A 23,895-nucleotide genomic window follows, 5' to 3' on the forward strand; every position below is an offset into this window, starting at 1 on the left:
ATGTAAGAGGGTCTAGAGAACCCCGGGGGACAAGCCGTGTCAGACGACCCGTCCAATCTCGAGTTCCAGCCGCGCGCCAAGGGCAGCGTCATGGGTTTTCCCGCGCATGAGGGCCGGCCCGGTGCGCTTGGCGAGGTCCATGCCCGGCCGCATCCGCTGATCGACAAGCCGCGTGTCCTGGTGCAACTCGCCTTCATGACCGAGGGCGGATCCGGTGTCGACCATGCGGTGCTGTCCGAACTGTCGCGGCGTCTGGGCATTGCCGCGCCCGACCGCCAGGCCCGCCACCACGCCATGAAGTGGGGCAAGGGCTCGCTGCGCTGGGAGCGGCACACGGAATTCTCGACCTACCTGTGGGAAGGCCCGCTCTCCGAAAGCGGCAGGGCGCTGGAGGACTCGCCGTTCGGCAACGGGTTTTCCCCGCCGGGAACCGTCATCTCGGGGATCAGGCTCGAAATCCGCAAGTGGACGCAAGCGAGTGAGCGGCTGATCGGCGGCTTCGACCCGACCAGCCTGTGCTATTCGCTGGTCGAACGCGGCAACGCCGCCATCGTCACCGATTTCCGCCAGGATGGCGACGGCATGACCCGCATGTTGGTGCTCGACCGCGGCCTGACGCCGGCGCGAACCGGGGCGCTGTCGCAACGGCTGATCGACATCGAAACCTACCGAACGCTAGCCATGCTCGGCCTGCCATTGGCGCTCACCCTGTCCGGCCGCGCCCGCCGCATCGAGGACAGGCTGGCGCAGACCACGCTGGAAATGAAGGTCGCCGAAACCCGCGATAGCCAGACGCTGCTGGCCGACCTGACCGAGCTTGCCGCCGAGTTGGAAGCGGACGCCGCGTCGAGCCTCTACCGTTTCGGCGCCAGCCGCGCCTATGACGGCATCGTCGTCGAGCGGCTGGAAGCGCTCGAGGAAGAAGCCGTGCCCGGCTACGACACCTGGGGTGGGTTCCTGCAGCGCCGCGTCGCACCGGCCATGCGGACCTGCCGTTCGGTCGAGGAGCGCCAGGCCAATCTGTCGCGCAAGCTGACCCGCGCCACGACGCTGCTGCGCACCTGGGTCGATGTCGAGGTCGAGAAGCAGAACCGCGACCTGCTGGCGTCGATGAACAATCGCGCCCGCCTGCAACTGCGCCTGCAGCAGACCGTCGAAGGCCTCTCTGTCGCCGCCGTCTCCTATTATGTGGTCGGCCTCGTCGGCTATGTCGCCAAGGGCGCCACGATCTTCGGCCATGCCTTCGCGCCGGAGGTCGTCACCGCGGCCTCGGTACCCGTCGCCATTCTGCTGGTGTGGTGGGGTGTGCGCCGCGTGCGCCGGATGCATTCCGAACCCGGCAAGCCGGCCGGCGAATAGGGCTGTACCCGCAGCGGCAGATTGCCGCTGCGGAAGCCCGTCCGGCGGTGACTTTGGACTTTCCGCCAAAGTGGGATTTGCAACCGTCGCGCTTCACTGGTAAAAGATTTTGACCAGTCAAGCAAAACGAGGCTGCTGATGTCCGGCCTGGCCATGCCGAAACCAGACGACGCCACGATGCGCCGGCGCGACGAGATCGTCGCCGACATGCGCATCATCGTGCCGGGCGAGGGCGTCGTCGACGCCGCCAATTCCATGCGGGCCTTCGAGAGCGATGGCCTGACCGCCTATCGGCAGCTGCCGCTGGTCGTCGTGCTGCCACAGACGGTGGCGCAGGTTTCCCGCGTGCTGAAATACTGCAACGACCGCAACATCCGGGTCGTGCCGCGCGGCTCCGGCACCTCGCTGTCTGGCGGCGCATTGCCGCTGGAAGACGCGGTGCTGCTGGTCATGAGCCGTTTCAACCGCATTCTTGCGATAGATTTCCCCAACCGCGTCGTAGTCGCCCAGCCGGGCGTCACCAATCTCGGCATAACCACCGCCGTCGAGCAGGAGGGCTTCTACTACGCCCCCGATCCATCCTCCCAGATCGCCTGCTCGATCGGCGGCAATGTCGCGGAAAATTCCGGCGGCGTGCACTGCCTGAAATACGGCCTCACCGCCAACAATGTGCTCGGCATCGAGATGGTGCTGATGAATGGCGAGATGGTGCGGCTCGGCGGCGGTCACCTCGATGCGGAAGGTTACGACCTGCTCGGTGTCATGACCGGTTCGGAAGGTCTGCTCGGAGTCGTCACCGAAGTCACCGTGCGCATCCTGAAAAAGCCGGAGACCGCACGCGCCCTGCTGATCGGCTTTCCGACCAGCGAGCAGGGCGGCCAGTGCGTCGCCGACATCATCGGCGCCGGCATCATTCCGGGCGGCATGGAAATGATGGACCGGCCGGCGATCCATGCCGCGGAAGATTTCGTCCATGCCGGCTATCCCCTGGATGTCGAGGCGCTGCTGATCGTCGAACTCGACGGGCCGAGCGTCGAGGTCGATCACCTGATCGGCCTTGTCGAAGCTATCGCCTACAAGAACGGTTCGACCACCTGCCGCATCTCGCAGTCGGAGCAGGAGCGGTTGAGCTTCTGGGCCGGCCGCAAGGCGGCCTTTCCGGCGGTTGGCCGCATCTCGCCCGACTATTACTGCATGGACGGCACCATCCCGCGCAAGGAACTGCCGCGCGTGCTCGCCGGCATGCGCGAGCTGTCGGAGACATACGGTCTCGGCGTCGCCAATGTCTTTCACGCCGGCGACGGCAATCTGCATCCGCTGATCCTTTACGACGCCAATGTGCCCGGCGAACTCGACAAGGCCGAAAGCTTCGGCGCCGACATATTGCGGCTCTGCGTCAAGGTCGGCGGCGTGCTTACCGGCGAACACGGCGTGGGCGTCGAGAAGCGCGACCTGATGCCGGAGATGTTCAACCAGATCGACCTCGACCAGCAGATGCGGGTCAAATGTGCCTTCGACCCCAACCACCTGCTCAACCCGGGAAAGGTCTTCCCGCAGCTACGCCGCTGCGCCGAACTCGGGCGCATGCATGTGCACCGGGGGCAGGTGGCGTTTCCCGACATTCCGAGGTTTTGAGGGGAAATGTCGGCGCTTGAACACCCCCCTCTGTCTTGCCGGACATCTCCCCCGCAAGGGGGGAGATTGGCTGGCCGCAATGCTGGTGCTTATCCTTCAACCAAAGGAATTTGCGAAAGCCGTGGTGACGATCTGATCTCCCCCCTTGCGGGGGAGATGTCCGGCAGGACAAAGGGGGGTGGGAAGGATCGCGGCATCTCCACACCTCTGTTTGGCGCAGGCTTCGCCCAATACCCGAGTGAGGTCTGAATTGCTGTTCAAACAATCCTCGCTGGACAAGATCGCGCGCAAGGAAGTGACGCTCGCCTTTCGCCGCTGGAAGCGGCCGACGGTCAAGGCCGGCGGGCGGGTGAGGACGGCGTCGGGCGTCGTGCTGATCGGCGATATTGCGATTGTGGACATGTCCGCACTGACGGAAAAGGACGCAACTGCGGCCGGCTTTCCGGCACTCGGAGCTCTTCAGGAGATGCTGGGCTCCGATGACGGCACCCCGGTCTACCGCATCGAACTCAACGGTATCGAACCCGACGAACGCGTTGCCTTGCGTGGCGAGGCCTCGCTTTCCGATGCGGATTGGCACGCCCTGACCGCACGATTTGCGCGCTGGGACAAGACCGCACCGGGCCACTTCCCGTCGATCCTGCGGACGATCGGCGCCCACCCGGAAGTGCGGGCGGCTGAGCTGGCTGCGATGGCCGGCGTCGAAACGCTGAAATTCAAGCAGGATGTCCGCAAGCTCAAGGAACTCGGCCTCACCGAGAGCCTCGAGGTCGGTTACCGTCTGTCGCCAAGGGGCGAAGCCGTGCTCGAAAAGCTCCGGGAGCACAGGCTTTGACGTCTTTTACCCCGACCACATTGGACGAAGTCCTGTCCACCGTTGCCTGGGCTGCGGCGGAGGAATCTCCGCTGGAAATCCTTGGACATGGTTCCAAGCGCGGCATCGGTCGTCCGCAACAGAGCGAACACACGCTCGACTTGTCCAAGCTTACCGGCGTTACGCTCTATGAGCCCGCCGAACTGGTGCTGTCGGCCAAGGCCGGCACGCCGCTGGCCGACATCGAAAGGCTGCTGGCGGAAAACGCCCAGCAGCTTGCCTTCGAGCCGATGGACTACGGCCCGCTGCTTGGTGGCGAGCCTGGCAAAGGCACCATCGGCGGTGTGCTTGCGGCGAACCTTTCTGGCCCGCGCCGGCTGAAGGCGGGCGCGGCGCGGGATCATATCCTGGGCATCAATGCCGTTTCCGGCCGTGGCGAGGCGTTCAAATCCGGCGGTCGCGTGGTCAAGAACGTCACTGGCTATGACCTGTCGAAGCTGATGGCCAACAGCTGGGGCACGCTGGCCGTGTTCACCGACGTCACCTTCAAAGTGCTGCCCGCCGCCGAGACCGAGGTCACGCTCGCTGTCCGCGGCCTGCTCGACGATGCCGCCGCCGCCGCCATGGCGTTGGCGCTCGGCTCAAGCGCGGAAGTGTCGAGCGCTGCCCATCTGCCGGAGCGCATCGCCGCGCGCGTCGCCGGCGGCACGCTTGGCAGCGAGGCCGCGACGTTGCTGCGCGTCGAAGGTTTTGGCCCTTCCGTCGCCTATCGCATCGCCGCTCTGAAAACACTGCTCGGCAAGGCTGGACCGCTGGAGGAGATTTCCGGCGAGGCTTCAATCGCCATTTGGCGCGATGTGCGCGATTGCAGGCCCTTCGCCGACGGCACCGAGAAGCCGGTCTGGCGTGTGTCGATGACGCCGGGAGAGGGCCACCAGATGGTTCTGACGCTGCGCATGCAGGCCGCTGTCAGCGCGTTCTATGATTGGCAGGGCGGGCTGGTGTGGTTGCGCATGGAAGAGGGCGACCCGGAAGCCGCTTTGCTGCGTGGGCTGTTGAGAAAACATGGCGGCGGCCATGCGACGCTGGTGCGCGCCGCCCCTTCCCATCGCGCCGCCCTGCCGGTTTTCGAGCCGCAGGCACCGGCGCTGGCCGCACTTAGCGCGCGGCTGAAGCAGGAATTCGACCCAAGAAACATCCTCAATCCCGGCCGCATGGCCTAGGACTAGATCGCGATGCAGACCAATTTTTCGCTTGCCCAGCTCGCCGATCCGCATGTCGCGGAATCCGAGAAGATTCTGCGCAAATGCGTGCATTGCGGCTTCTGCACCGCCACCTGCCCGACCTATGTCACGCTCGGCAACGAGCTCGATTCGCCGCGCGGGCGCATCTACCTGATCAAGGACATGCTGGAGAACGGCCGTCCCGCCGACAAGGAGATCGTCACCCATATCGACCGCTGCCTGTCCTGCCTTGCCTGCATGACCACTTGTCCCTCGGGCGTCAACTACATGCATCTGGTCGACCATGCCCGTGCCCACATCCAGGAGACCTACAAGCGGCCGCTGCTCGACCGCCTGACCCGCGCCATGCTTGCCTTCGTGCTGCCCTATCCCGCGCGCTTTCGCGCAGCACTCAGGCTGGCGAGGCTGGGCAAGCCGTTCATTGGCCTGTTCGGGAAGGTCCAAGCGCTGAAGCCGCTTGGCGCGATGCTCAAGCTCGCGCCGGCATCGATCCCCAAAACGTCACCGATGGCCTCACCGGGTATCTATGCCGGGCAAGGGGCCAAAAAAGGCCGCGTCGCCATCCTCACCGGCTGCGCGCAATCGGTGCTTGATCCCGCCATCAACGAGACGACGATCTCGCTGCTGACGCGGCTCGGCGTCGAGGTCGTGGTGCCGCCGGGCGAGGGCTGCTGCGGCGCGCTGGTCCATCATATGGGGCGGGAACAGGCTGCACTCGCTTCGGCGAGGCAAAATGTCGACGCCTGGACGCGCGCCATCGAACAAAGCGGGCTCGATGCCATCGTCATCACCGCATCCGGCTGCGGCACGACGATCAAGGATTATGGCTTCATGCTCCGTCTTGATCCGGCCTATGCCGACAAGGCCGCGCGGGTGTCGGCGCTGGCCAAGGACATCACCGAGTATCTCTCAGGCATCGAGCTGCCCGAGCCGGTGCGCAAGCCGGGCACGGTCGTTGCCTATCATTCGGCCTGTTCGATGCAGCACGGCCAGAAGATCACCCGCCAGCCGAAGGAATTGCTGACCAAGGCCGGATTCATCGTGCGTGAGCCGCGCGAGGGCCATCTGTGCTGCGGTTCGGCCGGCACCTACAACATCCTGCAGTCCGAGATTTCGGCCAAGCTGCGCGATCGCAAGGTGAAAAACATCGAGGCGACGGGGGCTTCGATCGTCGCCACCGGCAACATCGGCTGCATCACCCAGATCGCGTCTGCGGCGAAGATGCCGGTGGTGCATACGATAAAGCTGCTCGACTGGGCCTATGGCGGGCCGACGCCGGCAGGCGTTGCGGAAGACAGCCTGATCGCCGCCGAGTAGGCCTCATAGCCCGTCTCGGTGCTTACTCGGCCGCCAACCTGTCGGCCGTGCCGTAGGTCGCTTCATAGAGCGCGCGCTGCCGGCTGAGCGCCACCATCGTGTTGCGCAGCAGGATCGCCACCGTGATCGGGCCGACGCCGCCCGGCACCGGCGTGATCCAGGAGGCGACCTCGCGCACACTTTCGGTGTCGACGTCGCCGACGATACGGCTGGAGCCGTCAGGGCCGATCTCGGAATTGATGCCGATGTCGATGACCGCCGCACCCGGCTTGACCATGTCGGCCTTGATCAGCCGCGGCTTGCCGACGGCGACGAACAGCGCATCGGCGCGACGCGCATGCGCGGCAACCGATCGTGTCATGTGATGGCAGACCGTCACCGTCGCGCCTTCGCTCATCAGCAGGAAGGCGATCGGCTTGCCGACAATTTCGGAATGGCCGACGATGACCACTTCCAGCCCCTTGAGGTCGAGGCCGGTCTCCTTCAGCAGCTCGACCGAAGCGGCGGCCGTGCAGGGCGCGAGGTCGAGCTGGTTGTAGACGATGTTGCCGATCGAAGCCGGATGCATGCCCTCCACATCCTTGAGCGGATGCACCGCCGCCTGCAGCGTCCGGACCGGGATATGTGCCGGCACCGGCCGCTGGATGATGATGCCGGTGACCCGCGGATCGGCGTTCAGGCCGTGGATGGCCGCTTCCAGTTCGCCTGATGTGATGGTGGCGGGAAAGCGCCGTTCCTCGAAATCGATGCCGGCCAGTTGCGCCTTGGCGCGCTGGTTGCGCACATAGACATCCACCGCTGCGGTGTCGCCGACGGTGATCGAAATCAGCTTGGGCGGAAACCCCTCGGCTTTGGCGATCGTTGCATCCTCGCGCACGGCGGCAATGATGCGCTGGGCAACCGGGCCGCCCTTGAGATAGCGGCTGTCGTCGGACAGGGACATGGGCGAACTCTTTTGCTTGGTTGCCGCCGACATAGCAAAAGAACATCGCCAAGGGCAGCACGAAAGCGAACCGTCATGCTTTTTGCGCGACGTGCCGACCAGGGAGTGTCGCTGACCCTCAGGCTCCGGTCGAAACGGAAAGGGCAGCGCGGTTTCCCGTGCTGCCCTTCCTGACTGGCCGCATCCCCATACGGCCCGTCCCCCGTATCTTCAGACTGGTCGCCAAAAGCGAGGTGCTTTGCCGGCCAAGTGATTCGTCGCCGGAACTATATCACCTCGACAGTGGTTCCGACATTGACCCGTTCATAGAGGTCGACCACGTCCTCGTTGCGCATGCGGATGCAACCGGACGACACCGCGCCGCCGATCGTCCATGGCTGGTTGGTGCCATGGATGCGATATTCGGTCGTGCCGATATAGAGCGCGCGTGCGCCGAGCGGGTTCTCCAGGCCGCCGGCCAGGTAGGTCGGCAGGTAGCGGCCCTTGGCGGCTTCGCGCTTGATCATCTGCGCCGGTGGGCGCCAGTCCGGCCACTCGCGCTTGTTGGTGATCTTGTGCGTGCCCGACCATTCGAAGCCGGGTTTGCCGGTGCCGACGCCGTAGCGCCGTGCCTTACCGTTCTTCTCGACCAGAAAGAGGAAATTCTGGGTCGTATCGATGACGATCGTGCCCGGCTTCTGCGGGCCGTCATAGGCGACTTCCTGCGGCAGGTAGATCGGGTTGATCTGCGGACGCATGACCATCCGCTTGGAAGGCGGCTGCACGGCCGCAGTCTGCACCCGGTCAGGCTGCCCCGGTTGAGCGTAGCGCAGGCGCGGCTGCTGCACGACCTGGCGGTTCTGGCGAACGATGCCGGGCGCATGGCCAAGCTGCAGCACCCAGGGGGCGGAAAGGTCGGGGCTCACCATAACCGGCGGCCTGTCGGCGTAGCGATCGCCGGCGGTTGAAGGCGTGACGCCCGAGGCAAACACAGCCGCGGCGCCGAGCACGGGAAACAGAACTGTCTTCATCGGAACGCACCTTGATCGTCTGATACAACCGGGTGGAACGCCCCCCGGTTTGGCGATCATTGGCGCGTAAGCAGCAACCGAAACATGAATCGGAATGCGTAAAATGCGCTGTTGTCAGTAAACCTCTTGGTGTGGTTACCGCTGGGTTCAGGAATCTGGTAAAGCCGCAGTAAATGCAGCGCAAAGGCGCGTTAACGGACGGATTTTTGGCTATGGAAAAAGAAAACACCGGCCTGCTCGCCGGCCCCGACGGTGTCGCGCGTTGCTTCTGGCACGGCAATCTGCCCGACTATCTGCATTACCACGATCATGAATGGGGCCGGCCGGTGGCGGACGACCGCAGGCTGTTCGAAAAGATCTGCCTCGAGGGTTTCCAGTCGGGCCTGTCGTGGCTCACCATCCTGCGCAAGCGGGAGAATTTTCGCGAGGCCTTCGCAAATTTCGAATTCGACAAGGTCGCCGCCTTCACCGACAAGGATGTCGAGCGCCTGCTTGGCAATGCCGGCATCATCCGTCATCGCGGCAAGATCGTCTCGACCATCAACAACGCCAAGCGTGCCCGCGAGATGGCCGACGAATTCGGCTCGCTGGCCGCCTGGTTCTGGAGGTTCGAACCCGGCAAGGACGAGCGTCCCGAAATCGTCGACCTCGCCCATCTGCGCGCCAACCCGACCACCGCCGTCTCGGTTCGGATATCGAAGGAGCTGAAGAAGCGCGGCTGGAGCTTTGTCGGCCCGACCACGGTCTACGCCTTCATGCAGGCCATGGGCCTGGTCAACGACCATCTCGAGGGCTGCGTCTGCCGCAAGCAAGTCGAGAAAGAGCGAAAGGCTTTCAAGCGGCCGAAGTAGCGGCGCTTGCATCCCTTTTGGTGAGTCGCCCGAAGGCGCGGGTGGGTACCTTCAGGTGCCGTTGGCGCTGGCCAGGAAAAGCCCGGCGACAATCGCCACCACCGTGGCCACGGTCGGGTAGATCACCAGCAGGCCGGTCATCAATGCGTCGCGCATGGATGGTCCCTTGCCGGTGTCGGCCGGTATCTCGAACGGACCGGCGGCCTGGCTGACGATTTTCTGGGCGTGGATGTCGGCTGGACGCAGGCGCGCGGGCAAGTCGCCTGCGCTGCCGTCGATGGCATGGAATCTTGCTGTGCTGGTCATGGCCCGAACCCCTTCGTGTCGGCGCGACTTATCGGCTGCGATTGTGTCGGCACGATGCCGCACCCATGGCGGGAATGTTTCATTTTCGGTGCGTTTTTGTTTCGGGGCGGTTCGCCTCTGCCTTCTCCCGACAGGGAGAGGCAAGGCGGCAAACCCTTGCCGCACAAAGCTGCATCGGTTAGGACACGCGCGCTGCGGAAATAGGAAATTTCCTATCGCACAGCGCCACGAAACACCGAGTACCCATTCCATGGCCGACAAATCGGAAAAGACGAAAGCGCGGCTGCCGCGCGGTTTTGCCGACCGCAGCGCCGAAGACATCCGCGCCGTCGAGAAGATGATGGCGACGATCCGCTCGGTCTATGAGCTCTATGGCTTCGAACCGGCCGACCAGCCGCTGATCGAATACACCGATGCGCTGGGAAAGTTCCTGCCCGACCAGGACCGGCCGAACGAAGGCGTGTTCTCCTTCCAGGATGATGACGACCAGTGGCTGTCGCTGCGCTACGACCTGACTGCGCCGACGGCGCGTTTTGTCGCCGAGAATTACGAGCGGCTGCCCAAGCCGTATCGCAGCTACCGCTCCGGCTGGGTGTTCCGCAACGAGAAGCCAGGCCCCGGCCGCTTCCGCCAGTTCATGCAGTTTGATGCCGACACGATCGGCACGCCGGGCGTGGCGGCTGACGCCGAGATGGCGATGATGATGGCCGACGTGATGGAAGCGCTCGGCATCAAGCGCGGCGACTACGTCATCCGCGTCAACAGCCGCAAGGTGCTGGACGGCGTGCTGGATGCGATCGGCCTTGGCGGCGACGACAATGCCGGCCGCCGGCTGACGGTGCTGCGGGCGATCGACAAGCTGGACAAGCTAGGGCCGGAAGGCGTGAGACTTCTGCTTGGGCCGGGGCGTTGGGATGGCGGCAAGGAAGGCGAGGGCGACTTCGCCAAGGGCGCCGGGTTGAATGACGGACAAGCCGAGGCGGTTCTTCGTGCGACAGCGAGGAATGCACAGGCTGGTCAGGATTCCAGCGTCAGCACGAATGCGGTCTACCAGGAAGGCGTTGGCGAGCTCTCGACGATCGAAGCCCTGGTCCGGGCCGCGGGATACGCCGAAGACCGCATCGCCATGGACCGTTCCGTCGTGCGTGGCCTAGAATACTACACCGGCCCAGTCTTCGAGGCCGAACTGCTGGCCGAGATCCCCAATGAGGACGGCCAGATCGTCCGCTTCGGCTCGGTCGGTGGCGGCGGCCGCTACGATGGCCTCGTCTCGCGCTTTCGCGGCGAGCCGGTACCGGCGACCGGTTTCTCCATTGGCGTCTCCCGGCTGATGACCGCGCTGAAGAACCTCGGCAAGCTCGACAGCGCTGATGTGATCGCGCCGGTCGTCGTGCTGGTCATGGACAAGGACACCGACAGCCTCGGCCGCTACCAGAAGATGGTGGCGGCGCTGCGGGCTGCCGGCATCCGTTCCGAAATGTATCTCGGCGGCGCCGGCATGAAGGCGCAGCTCAAATATGCCGACCGGCGCGGCTGCCCGGTCGCAATCATCCAGGGCGGCGACGAGCGCGCCAAGGGCGAGCTGCAGATCAAGGATCTGATCGAAGGCGCGCGCATGTCGGCCGAAATCACCGACAACGCCGAATGGCGCGCCGCGCGCCCAGCCCAGGTGACGGTGGCGGAAAGCGAACTGGTCACTGAGGTGAAGAAGATCTTGGCGGCGCAGGCCGCCGATCGCGCCAAAGGTGGCGCTTGAACACCCCCCTCTGGCCTGCCGGCCATCTCCCCCTCAAGGGGGGAGATTGGCAGCTTGAGGCTCGGCGCCTCTTCTTCAACGCTGGAGATTGGCGAAAGCCTACGCGACATCCAATCTCCCCCCTTGAGGGGGAGATGGCCGGCAGGCCAGAGGGGGGTGCCTCGCGCCCGTCTGATCAATGACCTCCCGCTACCCTGCCATATCAGCCGACATCATCAATCTCTTCGCCGAGCGCAACACGCATGCGGTCGAGGTTGCCGTGCTGCAGCCGGCCGATCCGTTCCTCGACATGGCCGGTGAAGACCTTCGCCGGCGTATCTTTCTCACCGAAAGCGAAACCGGTCAGGCGCTGTGCCTGCGGCCGGAATTCACCATTCCGGTCTGTCTCGACCACATAAGATCGCAGGCGGGCACGCCGCGCCGCTATTCCTATTTGGGCGAGGTGTTCCGCCAGCGCCGCGAAGGCGGCAACGAGTTCTTCCAGGCCGGCATCGAGGATTTAGGCGATCGTGACACCGCCGAGGCCGATGCCCGTTCGCTGGCCGACGCACATGCGCTGCTTGCCCTGGTGCTGCCCCGCCAGGCGCTGGCGATCACGCTCGGCGACCAGACCATTTTCGAGGCCGTGCTGGCCGCCCTTGGGCTGCCGCGCGGCTGGCGCATGCGTCTTGCCCGCGCCTTCGGCTCGGCGCCGATGCTGCAGGCAGCACTCGCCGATCTAGCCAACCCGCCACGCAACGGCCAACTCTCCGGTCCGGTCGCTTCCCTTGTCCTCGACGGCGATCTCGAAGGTCTGTCCGCGCACATCGCCAGTGGCATGGAAGAGGCCGGCCTGTCGGCCTCCGCTGGGCGCTCGCCAGCCGACATAGCGCGTCGACTGATCGAGAAAGCTGAGTTGCGCAGCGTGCGGCTATCCAACGAGGCCTTCGCGGCACTAAAGAGTTTTCTGGCGATCGACGTGCCGCTCGACGGCGCGGCCCAGGCGTTGGCGACCTTCGCCGCCGGTGCCGGGCTCTCGCTGGGCGCCGCGCTGGAGAATTTCGCCGCCCGCGCCAAGGCGATCGAAGCGCATGGCTTGCCGACGGGAAGGATCCGCTACGACGCCGCCTTCGGCCGACCGCTCGACTACTACACCGGCCTGGTCTTCGAAATCGCGGCGCAAGATGGCGAACGGCCGCTCGTCGGTGGCGGCCGCTACGACCGGCTGCTGACGCTGCTTGGCGCCAAGACGCCGATCCCCGGCGTCGGCTTTTCCGTCTGGCTCGATCGCATCGACGCATTGCGGGAGACGGCGCCATGATCACCCTGGCAATCCCGTCGAAAGGCCGGCTCAAGGAGCAGGCGCTGGAGGTGCTGGCCAAGGCCGGGCTCGCCGTCAGCCTGCCCGGCGACGAGCGTTCCTACCGCGCCCGCATCGAAGGCTCGGAAGGCATCGAAGTGGCTTTCCTGTCGGCTTCCGAGATTGCTGGCGAGATCGGCCAGAGCGCGGTCGATCTCGGCATCACCGGCGAGGACCTGGTGCGCGAGAACCTTGCCGACTGGGAAACCCGCGCCGAAATCGTCGCCCGTCTCGGCTTCGGCAATGCCGATGTCGTGGTCGCCGTGCCCGACATCTGGCTCGACGTCGACACCATGGCCGATCTTGACGACGTCGCCGCCGATTTTCGTCAGCGCCATGGCCGGCGGCTCAGGATCGCCACCAAATACTGGCGGCTGACGCAGCAGTTCTTCTCGCTAAAACACGGCATCCAGGTCTATCGCATCGTCGAGAGCCTCGGCGCGACCGAAGGGGCGCCGGCGGCGGGCCTGGCCGATGTCATCGTCGACATCACCACCACCGGCTCCACGCTGCGCGCCAATCATCTCAAGGTGCTCGGCGACGGCCTGGTTTTGCGCTCGCAGGCCTGTCTGGTGGCGTCAAAAAAGACGCGCGCGGCGGCGGATGAGGCGCTTCTGCGCGATGTGGCCGCGAAGATGGCGGCCATCGTCAGCTGAGGATGCCCTCCAGTACCATCGACGGGATTTCCACCATCCCGGCGGGCTGATAGGCTCGACCCGTCCTGGGAGGAGACAGCGATGCCGATCAATCTCGACGAGCTGAAGAATGCCACCAATTTGCGCGGGCGTGGATCGCGCAATGGCGATGTCTTCGTGGCACCCGTCGACGGCAAGGCGCATGTTTCCGGCGAGCGCTCGACGCCGCTGCTCAACAAGACTGTTCCCGCTCTGTTTTCCGACACCGCCAGTAAATACGCCACGCTCGATGCTGCGGTCTTCGTCGACCAGGACAAGCGCTTCACCTGGAGCGAACTGTCGGACACGGTCGATGCGCTGGCCGCCGGCTTCCTGGCGCTGGGCCTTGAAAAGGGCGATCGCGTCGGCATCTGGTCGCCCAACCGATGGGAATGGCTGGTGACGCAATTCGCCACCGCGCGCATCGGCCTGATCCTGGTCAACATCAACCCGGCCTATCGGCTGACCGAACTCGACTATGCCTTGAACAAGGTCGGCTGCAAGGCGCTTGTGACCGCGGTCAAGTTCAAGACCTCCGACTATCTCGGCATGATCGAGACGCTGGCGCCGGAGCTCGCGACAGCCACCCCCGGCAAGCTTAAGGCAAAGCAGCTGCCGGCGCTGAAGATCGTCATCCGCATGGGTGAGGACAACTCACCCGGCATGTTCAATTTCGCCGATGTGCTGGCCATGGCCGGGCGCGACGAGCATGACAGCCTCGACCGCATCTCGGAGGGGCTGAAGCCCGGCGACGCCATCAACATCCAGTTCACGTCAGGTACGACAGGGGCACCCAAGGGCGCGACGCTGACCCACAACAACATCGTCAACAACGGCAATTTCGTCACCTCGGCGATTAAGCTGACCGTCGACGACCGGCTGTGCATCCCGGTGCCGCTCTATCACTGCTTCGGCATGTCGATGGGCACCATGGGCTGCGTGTCGAAGGGCTCGACCATGGTTTTCCCGGGCGAGGGGTTCGATGCCGGCGCCACGCTGAAAGCGGTGGCGAATGAGCGCTGCACCGGGCTTTATGGCGTGCCGACCATGTTCGTCGCGCTGCTCGATCATCCGGACTTCCAGTCCTTCGATCTCTCCAGCCTGCGCACCGGCATCATGGCCGGCTCGCCATGCCCGATCGAGGTGATGAAGAAAGTGGTGTCGCTGATGCATATGTCAGAAGTGACGATCGCCTACGGCATGACCGAGACAAGTCCGGTGTCGTTCCAGAGCGGCGTCGACGACCCGCTGGAAAAACGCGTCTCGACGGTCGGCCGCATCCACCCCCATGTCGAGGTCAAGGCGGTCGATGCCGACGGCGCCACCGTCGCCGTCGGTGCGCCGGGCGAACTGTGCACGCGCGGCTATTCGGTGATGAAGGGCTATTGGGACGACATCGAGAAGACCCGCGAGGCGATCGACACCGATGGCTGGATGCACACCGGCGATCTCGCCACCATCGATGCCGAGGGCTATTGCAACATTGTCGGCCGGGTCAAGGACATGGTCATCCGCGGCGGCGAGAACGTCTATCCGCGCGAGGTCGAGGAATTCCTCTACCGCCATCCCAAGGTCAGGGAAGTGCAGGTGTTCGGCATTCCAGACCCAAAATATGGCGAGGAGCTGTGCGCCTGGATCGTGCTCAAGCCAGGCCAGATCGCCACCGAACAGGAGATCAAGGCCTTCGGCGCCGGCCAGATCGCCCACTACAAGATCCCGCGCCACATCCGCTTCCGCACCGAACTGCCGATGACGGTGACCGGCAAACCGCAGAAGTTTCTGATGCGCGAGGCGATGGTCAAGGAACTGGGATTGGTGACGCAGAAGACGGCTTAAGGGGAGCAGCGCTTCGATTTTGAATGCAGCCAAGGTCGCGATCCCGCGGCATCGTTTGGAGCCGCGGGCTGACGTTGTTTGTGAGGGTCGAATGGGGGTCTGCCGGACATTGGCGAAGGTGCTCCCCATGGGTTTTCAGCAAGTTTCGCAGGCGCATGGGGGCTTGAATGAGTGTTTTCCAACGATCGGTCACCTCTTATGCGATGCCCTTGGCCGCCTTGATGATGGCTGTCGCAGTCAGGGCAAGCGGGCTGTCGGTGGATGAAGGTTCGCTGGGCGTCAGGATCCTTGTCGGAGGGCTTTCGAGTGCCATTATGTTCACCACCATTTTCGTGGTGCTCGACCATGCAGAGGCGGTGGCTCGGCGTGTAGGAGAACCCTACGGCACGTTGGTACTGACTTTTGCCGTGACGGCAATCGAAGTGTCGATCATCGTTTCCATGATGCTGCATGGAGAGAACAACCCCACGCTTGCACGTGAGTCCGTCTTTTCAACGATGATGATTACATCTACCGGCGTTGTCGGCATGTGTCTCGCGCTTGGCGGCTGGCGTCATCGCAAGCAGGCAATTGTTCGACAAGGGACCAGCGCATATTTGGCGGTTCTGGCCGCACTGACCGTCATGACGCTTATTTTGCCAACCTACACACAAACTACGGGCCCTGGCACATTTTCAGCTGCTCAACTAGGCTTCGTAGCCGTGCTTTCAGTGCTGCTCTATGCAAGTTTTGTGTTCGCTCAGACTGTCCGGCACCGAGACGACTTCGTCCAAGGGCAAGAACACGACGCTTCGATGCGGACCGCCCCTCACGAAAGCATCGCTGTCAGCACTTTGCTCCTGTTGATCGGGCTGATTGGAATTGTCATGCTCGCCGAGCAAGTCGCCGCAGGTGTTGAAGATACGCTCGTTGCCTACCAGGTGACCCAGTCCGACAGTATTGTGGGAGCATTGATCGCCGGGTTGGTTTTGATGCCGGAGGCCATTTCGGCGGTTCGCGCTTCACTTCACAATGAGCTGCAACGCGGCTTGAATGTTGCGATGGGTTCCGCATGCGCTACAATTGGTTTGACAATACCTGCGGTCGCAGCCGCCAGCCTGCTAACGGGGAGAGGATTAACCCTTGGGCTTCCATCGACTGATGCAGTACTTCTAGTTTTAGCACTCTTCATATGCAACGTGAGTTTTAGTACCGAAAGAACAACATTCCTGACTGGCATGGTCCATATCGTGGTATTTTTTACGTATATATTTCTTATATTTATACCATGACCGGTTTGCGCCCAGATCCGCGGTTGTCTGTGATTTAGGAATTCGGAATCGGAGGCTGCGCGCTGATGTTGGACAATTACGAGGTGGACGAGTTTGGCGTGATCCACCAGATCGACTTCACCCCGATCAAATACGACAAGCAATACATTTCCTATTACGAGGACCTGAGTGACCGGACCATCAAGCTCGGGTATCAGCGACTTGGCTGGGTGCTTGGAATCACCGGCGAGATTCCCCGGTCCGTGTTGGAGATTGGATATGGCACGGGCACATTCGTCGAGGCCGCGAAAATAACCGGAGTGTCCGACTGCGCCGGCTGCGACATCGCCAAGTTTCCGCTGCCCAAGGGCGTCCGCTTTGTCGATTGGGATGAGGCGCTCGCCAGCTCGTGGGATCTCGTCGCCATGTTCGACGTGCTGGAGCACATCCCTGATCTGGGTTTCCTCGCCCGCCTTCAGGCCCGCTATCTGGCCGTCGCCGTCCCTTATTGCCGCTGGCGCGAGCTCGGCGCCGACGGCGACGCGTGGTTCCACACGTGGCGCATGCGTCTCCCCAACGAGCACCTGCACCACTTCGACCGTGACTCGCTGGTGGCACTCCTCGCACACAGCGGCTTCGAGTGCGTGACACTGAACTGCTTCGAGGACGGAATCAGACTGCGGTCCGACGAAGCGGGTCCGAAATATTCTGTCCGGCTTCTTTAGAAAGCTATAGGCGAGTTCCCCCCGCGCGCTCGACCGAGCGTGCGAAAACGGGCGAGTGAGGTATGGCCTTGTTGTTGAGACGCGGCAGGGTCGGCAAAAAAAGGCGCGGGCCACGGCCCGCGCCTTTTTTCGTATTCAAGCGTCCAAACCTCAGTCCTTCTCGAAGACACGCGCCTTGGCGACGACGCCGGCAATGGCGCCGCCGATCAACGGTGCGACGATGAACAGCCAGAGCTGGCCGATCGCAGCACTGCCGGAAAACAGCGCCGGGCCGATCGAGCGGGCCGGATTGAGCGAGGTGCCGGTGACCGGGATGATGGCGAAGTGCAACCCTGCCAGCGTCAGGCCGATGACCAGCCCAGCGAACGCCGTCGAGTGCTTTTCAGCGGTGACACCGAGGATCACGGTGACGAAGGTAAACGTGCCGATCAGTTCCCACAGGAACGCAGAGCTGACGCCCCATTTCGCCACGTCCCAGCCATTGGCGCCGAAGCCGCCGGTGTGTCCGCCAGCCTGGCCGGAGACGATGATCCACAATGCCAGCGAGGCCAGGATGGCGCCGATGATCTGCGCAATCCAGTAGGGGATGACGTCCTTGGCCGGCAGCCGGCCGGCAAGGAAGACACCGAGCGTCACCGCCGGATTGAGATGCGCACCTGAAATCGGGCCGATCGCATAGGCCGCCGCAATGAGACCGATGCCGAATGCCAGTCCGATGCCTTCCTGGCCGAGCGGCAGCGCACCGCCGAAGCCGCCCGTCACCACCGAAGCCGTACCGATGAACACCAACAGAAATGTGCCTAGAACTTCCGCCAGATAAGTCTTCATTGCCCTCTCCTCGTAGCGATCCGCCGGTCCACGTTTTCCGTGCCGCGAATCATGGCGGCAAGAGTATTCCCAACCGAATAACTTGGAAAGCAGAGCGGTTGCACCAGATCGCGTACTTGCAGGCGCCAGTTACGAACATTAGAAACCTGTCATCTATTGATTGATCTGTTGTTGCTGACCAAGGACATTTACTGGTCGGGCGATCAGCCTGCCTCGGTCAAGACAACCTCGTCGGCATGAGACAGAAGCGGGGTTCAATCCAGTCGCGAAAGGCTCTAAGAGCAGGCCCGGAGATCATGTGCTCGATTTGATGGAATGACGAATGCGACTGGGCGGACGGCTGGCTGCGGCCATCGAAGTGCTGGAAGACATCGGCCGGCGTCACCGGCCGGTTGCGGACGCGCTGAAGGATTGGGGCCTGTCGCACCGGTTTGCCGGCGGCGGCGACCGCGCGGCGATCGGCAACATCGTCTATGACGGCTTGCGCCGAAAGCGTTCCGCCGGCTGGCTGTTGGGGGAAGACACGCCGCGCGCCATCGGCTTCGGCGCGCTGCTGCTCGAATGGGGCCAGACGGCGCAGTCGCTGAACGATGCGCTCGACGGTGACAAATTCGCGCCGCCGTTGCTGACTGCCACCGAGCTTCAGGCCATTTCCGAACGCCGGCTCGCCGATGCACCGGCCGCGGTGCGGGCCGACATACCCGATTGGTGCGTGCCGCTTTTCGAGAAAACCTTCAGCGACACCTGGGCTGATGAGGGGGCGGCGCTGGCGACGCGACCGCCGCTCGACCTCAGGGTCAACACGTTGCAGGCCAACCGTGACAAGGTGCTGGCTGAACTGACCGGAACCGGCGCCAAACCAGCCGCCATCGCGCCGCAAGGCATCCGCATCCCGCCGATCGATGGCGACGGCAGGCACCCCAACGTGCAGGCCGAGCCGGCTTTCCAGAAAGGCTGGTTCGAGGTCCAGGACGAAGGCTCGCAGGTCGTGGCTGCCCTTTCCGGCGCCGAGGCCGGCATGCAGGTGCTCGACTTCTGCGCCGGCGCCGGCGGCAAGACACTGGCGCTGTCGGCTGCGATGGACAATCGGGGCCAGATATTTGCCCACGACGCCGAAAAGGCGCGGCTGGCGCCGATCTTCGACCGCATCCGTCGCTCGGAAAACCGCAATGTGCAGGTCGTCACCAAGCCGGCCGAACTCGCTCCGCTCGGCAACCATATGGACATCGTGCTGGTCGACGCGCCTTGTACCGGCAGCGGCACCTGGCGGCGCCGTCCCGATGCCAAATGGCGACTGACGCAAAGACAGCTCGACGCCCGCAAGGGCGAGCAGTCGGCGATCCTGGAAGCCGCCAAAGCCTACGTCAAGTCAGGCGGCTTGCTGGTCTACATCACCTGCTCGGTGTTCGACGAGGAGAATGGCGAGCAGGTTGCGGCATTCCGGCACCGCAACAGCGGCTTTGTCCCGGTCGATCATCGCGCGCTCTGGGACAGCCGTTTTCCCGGCCATCAGACGGCCGTGCGGATCGGTCCGGCCGGCGACGTCTCGCTGTCGCCGGCGTTGAGCGGCACGGATGGGTTTTACTTCTGTGCGTTGCGCAAGGCGAACTGACGCTGCCGTTGACAGGCGGCGATAGCGCCCCAGTTGCAGATGCGGCGCGTCTGGCCGCGATCGCGGGATAGGATTCTTGCAAAGATATCTGTCGCTTCTGCTTTTCGTCATTGTGGTGCTCGGCGGGGGCCTGCTGATCGGTTATGCGACGCTGCCGGGTGCCTGGTATGCATCGCTCACCAAGCCGCCCTTCAATCCACCCAACTGGGTTTTTGCACCTGCCTGGACACTCCTCTATCTCCTGATCGCCGTGGCCGGCTGGCGGACATGGCTGCAAGCGTCGTCGGGAGCCGCGATGAAGATCTGGGCCGTCCAGCTGGTGCTGAACTTGCTATGGTCGCCGACCTTCTTCGGAGCCAAGATGATGGGGCTCGCGCTTGTTGTGATCGTGCTTCTTCTCGCCAGCATTGGGCTGTTCATCGCCACGGCCTGGAACCGCGACCGGGCATCCGCATGGCTGTTCGCGCCATATGCGGCATGGGTTGCGTTTGCCACCTTGCTCAACGCATCGCTTCTCTGGCTGAACTAAGATCGGTTTGCTGCAGTGCAGCAAAAGCATTTGCCTGCCGCCCATGCCTCTGCAATAAGCTTATCCGCATAAAGAAAGGCAGCGGCCATGGCAGCAAAGATCGTACCCGCCCCGGACTATGAGGATCGCGTCAGAACCTCCTTCGCGCGCCAGCAGGCCATGGCCACGATCGGCGCCGAACTGACGCTGGTGACGCCGGGCATCATCGAGATCGAGATGCCTTATTCGGCGGCACTGACCCAGCAGCACGGTTTCCTGCATGCCGGCGTCATTTCGACAGCGCTGGACTCGGCCTGTGGCTATGCCGCGTTCTCGCTGATGCCGGAAAACTCCGGCGTGCTGACCATCGAATTCAAGGTCAATTTGCTGGCGCCGGGCAGGGGCGAACGCTTCCTGTTCCGCGGTTCGGTGACAAAACCCGGCCGCACCATCATCGTCGCCGACGGCCAGGCCTATGCCTTTGCCGCCGACGGCGAGGCCAAGCTGATCGCCACCATGACCGGAACGATGATGACGGTGGTCGGGCGTGATGGCATCGAAGGCTGATCCGATGGGCAAGATTGTGCGGCTTGGCGGCAAGGGCGTCCTCTTCGTGATGGCTGCCGAGGCCGAGTATGGCCCGCACCTCAAGCGGCTGTTCACGCCGCTGATGACCGGCGTTGGACCGGTCGAGGCCGGCGTCAGGCTGGGCGCCGAACTCTCCTTGCTGAAGTCTCGGAAGACCCTGCCGGACCTCGTCGTATCGCTCGGCTCGGCCGGCAGCCGGACGCTGGAGCAGACGGAAATCTACCAGGCCGTGTCGGTTAGCTACCGCGACATCGACGCCTCGCCGCTCGGCTTCGAACAGGGCGCGACGCCTTTCCTTGACCTGCCGGTGACCGTGCCGCTGCCGTTCAGGATACCCGACCTGAGGGAGGCAACGCTGTCCACCGGTGGCGCGATCGTCACCGGCGCCGCCTATGACGCAATTGCCGCCGACATGGTCGACATGGAGACTTTCGCTTGCCTGCGCGCCTGCCAGCTGTTCGACATCCCGCTGATCGGGCTGCGCGGCATTTCCGACGGCGCGGCGGATCTGCGGCACGTCGGCGACTGGACCGAATATCTACACGTCATCGACGAGAAACTGGCCGCAGCGGTCGGGCGGCTGGAACAGGCGATCGGCGATGGCTTGCTGAGCGCCTGACCGGAAATAGCATCAAGCCGCCAGGCTCTCCGGATCGCCGAAATCGATGCGCGAAATGCGCCCGCGCACGGCGCCGCTCGCATCGACATAGTCGATCGCTCCTGGCGTATGATCGAGTTTCCAGGAGCCGGTGGGGCCATCTTTCCATTCGACCTTGTAGCCGTGGTCGAGCAGCATCCAGATCCCATGGAAAAGGGTACCATCCGGTAGCAGCATATGCGCCCGGTTCTCGTTTTCGTAGTGGATGAAGGCGTCCTTGCCGCCCATGTCGATGACATGCGTGGTGCCAACCATGATAACGGCCAGCATGTTCCTGTCGAGAATTGTCATGGTCCCTGTCCGTGCTTGAGTTCGAAAGAGCCTCGACGGGATGTTTATCGTCAAGTATCTTGACTATATGGAGTTTGGAGAAAATGGTCAAGGAGCTTGACGAAAAAATCGACACCCTGCCCGATCACGTCGGCTGGCGCCTTTGGCAGGCAAGCCGCGCCTGGCAGACCGAATTCGCCGCCGCGATGCGCGCCGCCGGTCACGGCTGGTTCACCGAAGCACGCGCCGGACTGCTTGGTCACATCACCAGGAACGGCATGCGCCAGTCGGCGTTGATCGAACGCTCGGCAATCTCCAAGCAGGCGATCCAGCAACTGCTCGACGGCCTCGAGGCGGAGGGGATCGTCGAGCGTCTGCCCGATCCGCAAGATGGCCGCGGCAAGATGGTGCGTTACACCAGCAAGGGGCTGGATGCCTTGCGCGACGGCGATCGGGTCAAGATGGAGATCGAGCGGCGCTATGTCAGTCGCATTGGCGAGGAGCGGTTCACGGCGCTGATGGGCGCTTTGCGAGCACTTGCGGCCGGACAGGCTGCGGCGAAGGATGAAGACACTGGCGCTGAAGGTGAAGTCGTGGAATCGAAGTGACAGCAAGGCCCCGCAACCCATTGCGTCGACTCATTTCTTTCTCTAAACGCTCGCCATGAAAACAGCCAATCATCCCGACACCGTCCTGATTGTCGATTTCGGCAGCCAGTTTACGCAGCTCATCGCCCGCCGCATCCGCGAGGCCGGCGTGTTTTCCGAGATCGTGCCGTTCCAGTCGGCCGAGGCGGCGTTCGAGCGCATCAATCCGAAAGCCGTGATCCTGTCCGGCGGCCCCGCCTCGACGTCGGACATCGGCAGCCCGCGCGCGCCGCAGATCGTCTTCGATGCCGGCGTGCCGGTGCTTGGCATCTGCTATGGCCAGATGGCGATGTGCGTGCAGATGGGCGGCGTCGCCGAAAGCTCCGATCATCGCGAATTCGGCCGCGCCTTTGTCGAGATCGAGAAGGACAGCCCGCTGTTCGAGGGCCTGTGGGCGCCCGGCCAGCGCCACCAGGTGTGGATGAGCCACGGTGACCGCGTCATCTCCTTGCCCAAGGGCTTCGAAGTGTTCGGCAAGTCCGAAGGCTCGCCCTTCGCTATCTTCGGCAATGTCGAGCGCAAGATGTACGGCATCATGTTCCACCCCGAGGTCGTGCACACCCCGGACGGCGCAAGGCTGCTGCGCAATTTCGTTCACAACATCGCCGGCATCGAGGGCGACTGGACGATGCGCGCCTACCGCGAACACGCGGTCGAGGCGATCCGCAAGCAGGTCGGCAAGGGCAAGGTCATCTGCGCCCTGTCGGGCGGGGTTGACTCGTCGGTCGCCGCACTTCTGATCCACGAAGCAGTCGGCGACCAGCTGACCTGTATCCTTGTCGACCACGGGCTGATGCGCAAGGACGAGGCTGCGGGCGTGGTGGCGATGTTCCGCCAGCACTACAATCTGCCGCTGATCCTGGTCGATGCCGCCGACAAGTTCATCTCGGCGCTGGAAGGCGAGGCCGACCCGGAGAAGAAGCGCAAGACCATCGGCCGGCTGTTCATAGAGGTGTTCGAGGAGGAGGCGAAGAAACTCGGCGGCGCCGACTTCCTGGCGCAAGGCACGCTCTATCCCGATGTCATCGAGAGCGTCTCCTTCACCGGCGGCCCGTCGGTGACCATCAAGTCGCACCACAATGTCGGCGGCCTGCCCGCGCGCATGAACATGCAGCTGGTCGAGCCGCTGCGCGAACTGTTCAAGGACGAGGTGAGGGCCCTTGGCAAGGAGCTCGGCCTGCCCGAAAGCTTCATCGGCCGGCATCCGTTCCCAGGCCCTGGCCTAGCCATCCGCTGTCCCGGCGGCATTACCCGCGAGAAGCTGGAGATCCTGCGCGAGGCCGACGCCATCTATCTCGACGAGATCCGCAAGGCCGGCCTCTACGACGCCATCTGGCAGGCCTTCGCCGTGCTGCTGCCGGTGCAGACTGTCGGCGTGATGGGCGATGGCCGCACCTACGAGTTCGTCTGCGCGCTGCGCGCCGTCACCTCTGTCGATGGCATGACGGCGGATTTCTACCACTACGACATGGCGTTCCTGGGTTCCGCCGCCACCCGCATCATCAACGAAGTCCGCGGCATCAACCGCGTCGTCTACGACGTCACCTCAAAGCCGCCCGGCACAATAGAGTGGGAATGATTCAGGCCCATCCGAACGCCGCCGATTATTCGCCATTATTCTCCTTAAGCATCTGAAAATAAAAAGATAATTATCCAGTAGCGTTCAACAGCTATCGGTAGGCAGAAATTGGCATCGGCGGGCTGCCTGACGGATCTGCCACATAT

At 63.6% G+C, this 23,895-nt stretch carries 23 protein-coding genes; 18 read left to right on the forward strand and 5 right to left on the reverse strand.

What is annotated here, in order from left to right; genetic code table 11:
• Positions 1-36: 36 nt before the first annotated feature.
• The 5 genes from AC1DYW_RS06885 to glcF all read left to right on the forward strand — a co-directional run bounded on the left by AC1DYW_RS06885 (position 37) and on the right by glcF (position 6,369).
• Positions 37-1,359, forward strand: coding sequence for a DUF3422 family protein (locus AC1DYW_RS06885; RefSeq protein WP_477225533.1), 1,323 nt, complete (start codon positions 37-39; stop codon positions 1,357-1,359).
• A gap of 138 nt (positions 1,360-1,497) precedes the next feature.
• Positions 1,498-2,994, forward strand: coding sequence for an FAD-linked oxidase C-terminal domain-containing protein (locus AC1DYW_RS06890; protein WP_477225534.1), 1,497 nt, complete (start codon positions 1,498-1,500; stop codon positions 2,992-2,994).
• Positions 2,995-3,244: 250 nt separating this feature from the next.
• A complete protein-coding gene (locus tag AC1DYW_RS06895; RefSeq protein WP_477225535.1) occupies positions 3,245-3,829 on the forward strand; it encodes an ASCH domain-containing protein in 585 nt (194 codons plus the stop codon).
• Positions 3,826-5,031, forward strand: a complete 1,206-nt coding sequence (locus AC1DYW_RS06900; protein WP_477225536.1) for an FAD-binding protein — start codon at positions 3,826-3,828, stop codon at positions 5,029-5,031. The genes AC1DYW_RS06895 and AC1DYW_RS06900 overlap by 4 nt, the downstream gene beginning before the upstream one ends.
• 12 nt (positions 5,032-5,043) lie before the next feature.
• Positions 5,044-6,369: a glycolate oxidase subunit GlcF gene (gene glcF, locus AC1DYW_RS06905; protein ID WP_477225537.1), complete on the forward strand. Its 1,326-nt coding sequence runs from the start codon at positions 5,044-5,046 to the stop codon at positions 6,367-6,369.
• Positions 6,370-6,391: 22 nt separating this feature from the next.
• On the opposite strand, the gene AC1DYW_RS06910 is transcribed toward glcF, so the two are convergent.
• Positions 6,392-7,312 carry a bifunctional 5,10-methylenetetrahydrofolate dehydrogenase/5,10-methenyltetrahydrofolate cyclohydrolase gene (locus AC1DYW_RS06910; RefSeq protein WP_477225538.1) on the reverse strand — a complete coding sequence of 307 codons (921 nt, stop codon included), beginning with the start codon at positions 7,310-7,312 and terminating at the stop codon, positions 6,392-6,394.
• A 266-nt stretch (positions 7,313-7,578) separates the two neighbouring features.
• A complete protein-coding gene (locus AC1DYW_RS06915; protein ID WP_457153566.1) occupies positions 7,579-8,322 on the reverse strand; it encodes a L,D-transpeptidase in 744 nt (247 codons plus the stop codon).
• A gap of 212 nt (positions 8,323-8,534) precedes the next feature.
• Here AC1DYW_RS06915 and AC1DYW_RS06920 point away from each other — a divergent pair, with 212 nt between their 5' ends.
• The gene (locus tag AC1DYW_RS06920) at positions 8,535-9,173 is read left to right on the forward strand and encodes a DNA-3-methyladenine glycosylase I (protein WP_457153567.1); all 639 of its coding nucleotides are present in this window, start codon (positions 8,535-8,537) and stop codon (positions 9,171-9,173) included.
• Between the two features lie 51 nt (positions 9,174-9,224).
• On the opposite strand, the gene AC1DYW_RS06925 is transcribed toward AC1DYW_RS06920, so the two are convergent.
• Entirely contained in the window at positions 9,225-9,479 is a 255-nt protein-coding gene (locus AC1DYW_RS06925; RefSeq protein WP_457153568.1) for a hypothetical protein, read from the reverse strand.
• 250 nt (positions 9,480-9,729) lie between these two features.
• Here AC1DYW_RS06925 and hisS point away from each other — a divergent pair, with 250 nt between their 5' ends.
• The 6 genes from hisS to AC1DYW_RS06955 all read left to right on the forward strand — a co-directional run bounded on the left by hisS (position 9,730) and on the right by AC1DYW_RS06955 (position 17,059).
• Positions 9,730-11,235 (forward strand): histidine--tRNA ligase, encoded by a 1,506-nt coding sequence (hisS, locus tag AC1DYW_RS06930; protein WP_477225539.1) that lies wholly within the window; start codon positions 9,730-9,732, stop codon positions 11,233-11,235.
• A gap of 178 nt (positions 11,236-11,413) precedes the next feature.
• Positions 11,414-12,535 carry an ATP phosphoribosyltransferase regulatory subunit gene (locus AC1DYW_RS06935; RefSeq protein WP_457154629.1) on the forward strand — a complete coding sequence of 374 codons (1,122 nt, stop codon included), beginning with the start codon at positions 11,414-11,416 and terminating at the stop codon, positions 12,533-12,535.
• Positions 12,532-13,230 carry an ATP phosphoribosyltransferase gene (gene hisG, locus AC1DYW_RS06940; RefSeq protein ID WP_457154628.1) on the forward strand — a complete coding sequence of 233 codons (699 nt, stop codon included), beginning with the start codon at positions 12,532-12,534 and terminating at the stop codon, positions 13,228-13,230. Before AC1DYW_RS06935 ends, hisG begins: the two co-directional genes overlap by 4 nt.
• 81 nt (positions 13,231-13,311) lie before the next feature.
• Positions 13,312-15,084 carry an AMP-binding protein gene (locus AC1DYW_RS06945; RefSeq protein ID WP_477225540.1) on the forward strand — a complete coding sequence of 591 codons (1,773 nt, stop codon included), beginning with the start codon at positions 13,312-13,314 and terminating at the stop codon, positions 15,082-15,084.
• A gap of 167 nt (positions 15,085-15,251) precedes the next feature.
• Positions 15,252-16,355, forward strand: coding sequence for a calcium:cation antiporter (locus AC1DYW_RS06950; RefSeq protein ID WP_477225541.1), 1,104 nt, complete (start codon positions 15,252-15,254; stop codon positions 16,353-16,355).
• A 65-nt stretch (positions 16,356-16,420) separates the two neighbouring features.
• Positions 16,421-17,059, forward strand: coding sequence for a class I SAM-dependent methyltransferase (locus AC1DYW_RS06955; protein ID WP_477225542.1), 639 nt, complete (start codon positions 16,421-16,423; stop codon positions 17,057-17,059).
• Positions 17,060-17,209: 150 nt separating this feature from the next.
• Here AC1DYW_RS06955 and AC1DYW_RS06960 read toward each other — a convergent pair whose 3' ends face one another.
• On the reverse strand, positions 17,210-17,887 hold the full coding sequence (locus AC1DYW_RS06960; RefSeq protein WP_457154925.1) for an MIP family channel protein: 678 nt from the start codon (positions 17,885-17,887) through the stop codon (positions 17,210-17,212).
• Positions 17,888-18,209: 322 nt separating this feature from the next.
• On the opposite strand from AC1DYW_RS06960, the gene AC1DYW_RS06965 reads away from it, so the two are divergent.
• The 4 genes from AC1DYW_RS06965 to AC1DYW_RS06980 all read left to right on the forward strand — a co-directional run bounded on the left by AC1DYW_RS06965 (position 18,210) and on the right by AC1DYW_RS06980 (position 21,214).
• Positions 18,210-19,499 carry an RsmB/NOP family class I SAM-dependent RNA methyltransferase gene (locus AC1DYW_RS06965; protein WP_457154926.1) on the forward strand — a complete coding sequence of 430 codons (1,290 nt, stop codon included), beginning with the start codon at positions 18,210-18,212 and terminating at the stop codon, positions 19,497-19,499.
• 76 nt (positions 19,500-19,575) lie between these two features.
• Positions 19,576-20,028, forward strand: a complete 453-nt coding sequence (locus tag AC1DYW_RS06970; protein WP_477225543.1) for a TspO/MBR family protein — start codon at positions 19,576-19,578, stop codon at positions 20,026-20,028.
• 87 nt (positions 20,029-20,115) lie between these two features.
• Positions 20,116-20,574, forward strand: a complete 459-nt coding sequence (locus AC1DYW_RS06975) for a PaaI family thioesterase (protein WP_095088397.1) — start codon at positions 20,116-20,118, stop codon at positions 20,572-20,574.
• Between the two features lie 4 nt (positions 20,575-20,578).
• Positions 20,579-21,214, forward strand: a complete 636-nt coding sequence (locus AC1DYW_RS06980; protein ID WP_457155433.1) for a 5'-methylthioadenosine/S-adenosylhomocysteine nucleosidase — start codon at positions 20,579-20,581, stop codon at positions 21,212-21,214.
• A gap of 12 nt (positions 21,215-21,226) precedes the next feature.
• Here AC1DYW_RS06980 and AC1DYW_RS06985 read toward each other — a convergent pair whose 3' ends face one another.
• Positions 21,227-21,544, reverse strand: a complete 318-nt coding sequence (locus tag AC1DYW_RS06985) for a hypothetical protein (protein WP_477225544.1) — start codon at positions 21,542-21,544, stop codon at positions 21,227-21,229.
• Between the two features lie 11 nt (positions 21,545-21,555).
• Between AC1DYW_RS06985 and AC1DYW_RS06990 the strand changes: the two genes are divergently transcribed.
• The gene (locus AC1DYW_RS06990) at positions 21,556-22,131 is read left to right on the forward strand and encodes a MarR family winged helix-turn-helix transcriptional regulator (RefSeq protein WP_457154901.1); all 576 of its coding nucleotides are present in this window, start codon (positions 21,556-21,558) and stop codon (positions 22,129-22,131) included.
• Between the two features lie 55 nt (positions 22,132-22,186).
• Entirely contained in the window at positions 22,187-23,749 is a 1,563-nt protein-coding gene (gene guaA, locus AC1DYW_RS06995; protein ID WP_457154900.1) for a glutamine-hydrolyzing GMP synthase, read from the forward strand.
• Positions 23,750-23,895: the final 146 nt, after the last annotated feature.

Source organism: Mesorhizobium sp. P2_D5, from assembly GCF_056404355.1.

What these genes read in the sequence shown, in the direction of transcription:
- AC1DYW_RS06925 (WP_457153568.1), bottom strand. Translation starts at nt 9,479, where the DNA reads ATGACCAGCACAGCAAGATTCCATGCCATCGACGGCAGCGCAGGCGAC.
- hisS (WP_477225539.1), top strand. Translation starts at nt 9,730, where the DNA reads ATGGCCGACAAATCGGAAAAGACGAAAGCGCGGCTGCCGCGCGGTTTT.
- AC1DYW_RS06915 (WP_457153566.1), bottom strand. Translation starts at nt 8,322, where the DNA reads ATGAAGACAGTTCTGTTTCCCGTGCTCGGCGCCGCGGCTGTGTTTGCC.
- AC1DYW_RS06920 (WP_457153567.1), top strand. Translation starts at nt 8,535, where the DNA reads ATGGAAAAAGAAAACACCGGCCTGCTCGCCGGCCCCGACGGTGTCGCG.
- AC1DYW_RS06890 (WP_477225534.1), top strand. Translation starts at nt 1,498, where the DNA reads ATGTCCGGCCTGGCCATGCCGAAACCAGACGACGCCACGATGCGCCGG.
- AC1DYW_RS06910 (WP_477225538.1), bottom strand. Translation starts at nt 7,312, where the DNA reads ATGTCCCTGTCCGACGACAGCCGCTATCTCAAGGGCGGCCCGGTTGCC.
- AC1DYW_RS06945 (WP_477225540.1), top strand. Translation starts at nt 13,312, where the DNA reads ATGCCGATCAATCTCGACGAGCTGAAGAATGCCACCAATTTGCGCGGG.
- AC1DYW_RS06975 (WP_095088397.1), top strand. Translation starts at nt 20,116, where the DNA reads ATGGCAGCAAAGATCGTACCCGCCCCGGACTATGAGGATCGCGTCAGA.
- AC1DYW_RS06960 (WP_457154925.1), bottom strand. Translation starts at nt 17,887, where the DNA reads ATGAAGACTTATCTGGCGGAAGTTCTAGGCACATTTCTGTTGGTGTTC.
- AC1DYW_RS06965 (WP_457154926.1), top strand. Translation starts at nt 18,210, where the DNA reads ATGCGACTGGGCGGACGGCTGGCTGCGGCCATCGAAGTGCTGGAAGAC.
- AC1DYW_RS06955 (WP_477225542.1), top strand. Translation starts at nt 16,421, where the DNA reads ATGTTGGACAATTACGAGGTGGACGAGTTTGGCGTGATCCACCAGATC.
- glcF (WP_477225537.1), top strand. Translation starts at nt 5,044, where the DNA reads ATGCAGACCAATTTTTCGCTTGCCCAGCTCGCCGATCCGCATGTCGCG.
- AC1DYW_RS06950 (WP_477225541.1), top strand. Translation starts at nt 15,252, where the DNA reads ATGAGTGTTTTCCAACGATCGGTCACCTCTTATGCGATGCCCTTGGCC.
- AC1DYW_RS06985 (WP_477225544.1), bottom strand. Translation starts at nt 21,544, where the DNA reads ATGACAATTCTCGACAGGAACATGCTGGCCGTTATCATGGTTGGCACC.
- hisG (WP_457154628.1), top strand. Translation starts at nt 12,532, where the DNA reads ATGATCACCCTGGCAATCCCGTCGAAAGGCCGGCTCAAGGAGCAGGCG.
- AC1DYW_RS06980 (WP_457155433.1), top strand. Translation starts at nt 20,579, where the DNA reads ATGGGCAAGATTGTGCGGCTTGGCGGCAAGGGCGTCCTCTTCGTGATG.
- guaA (WP_457154900.1), top strand. Translation starts at nt 22,187, where the DNA reads ATGAAAACAGCCAATCATCCCGACACCGTCCTGATTGTCGATTTCGGC.
- AC1DYW_RS06935 (WP_457154629.1), top strand. Translation starts at nt 11,414, where the DNA reads ATGACCTCCCGCTACCCTGCCATATCAGCCGACATCATCAATCTCTTC.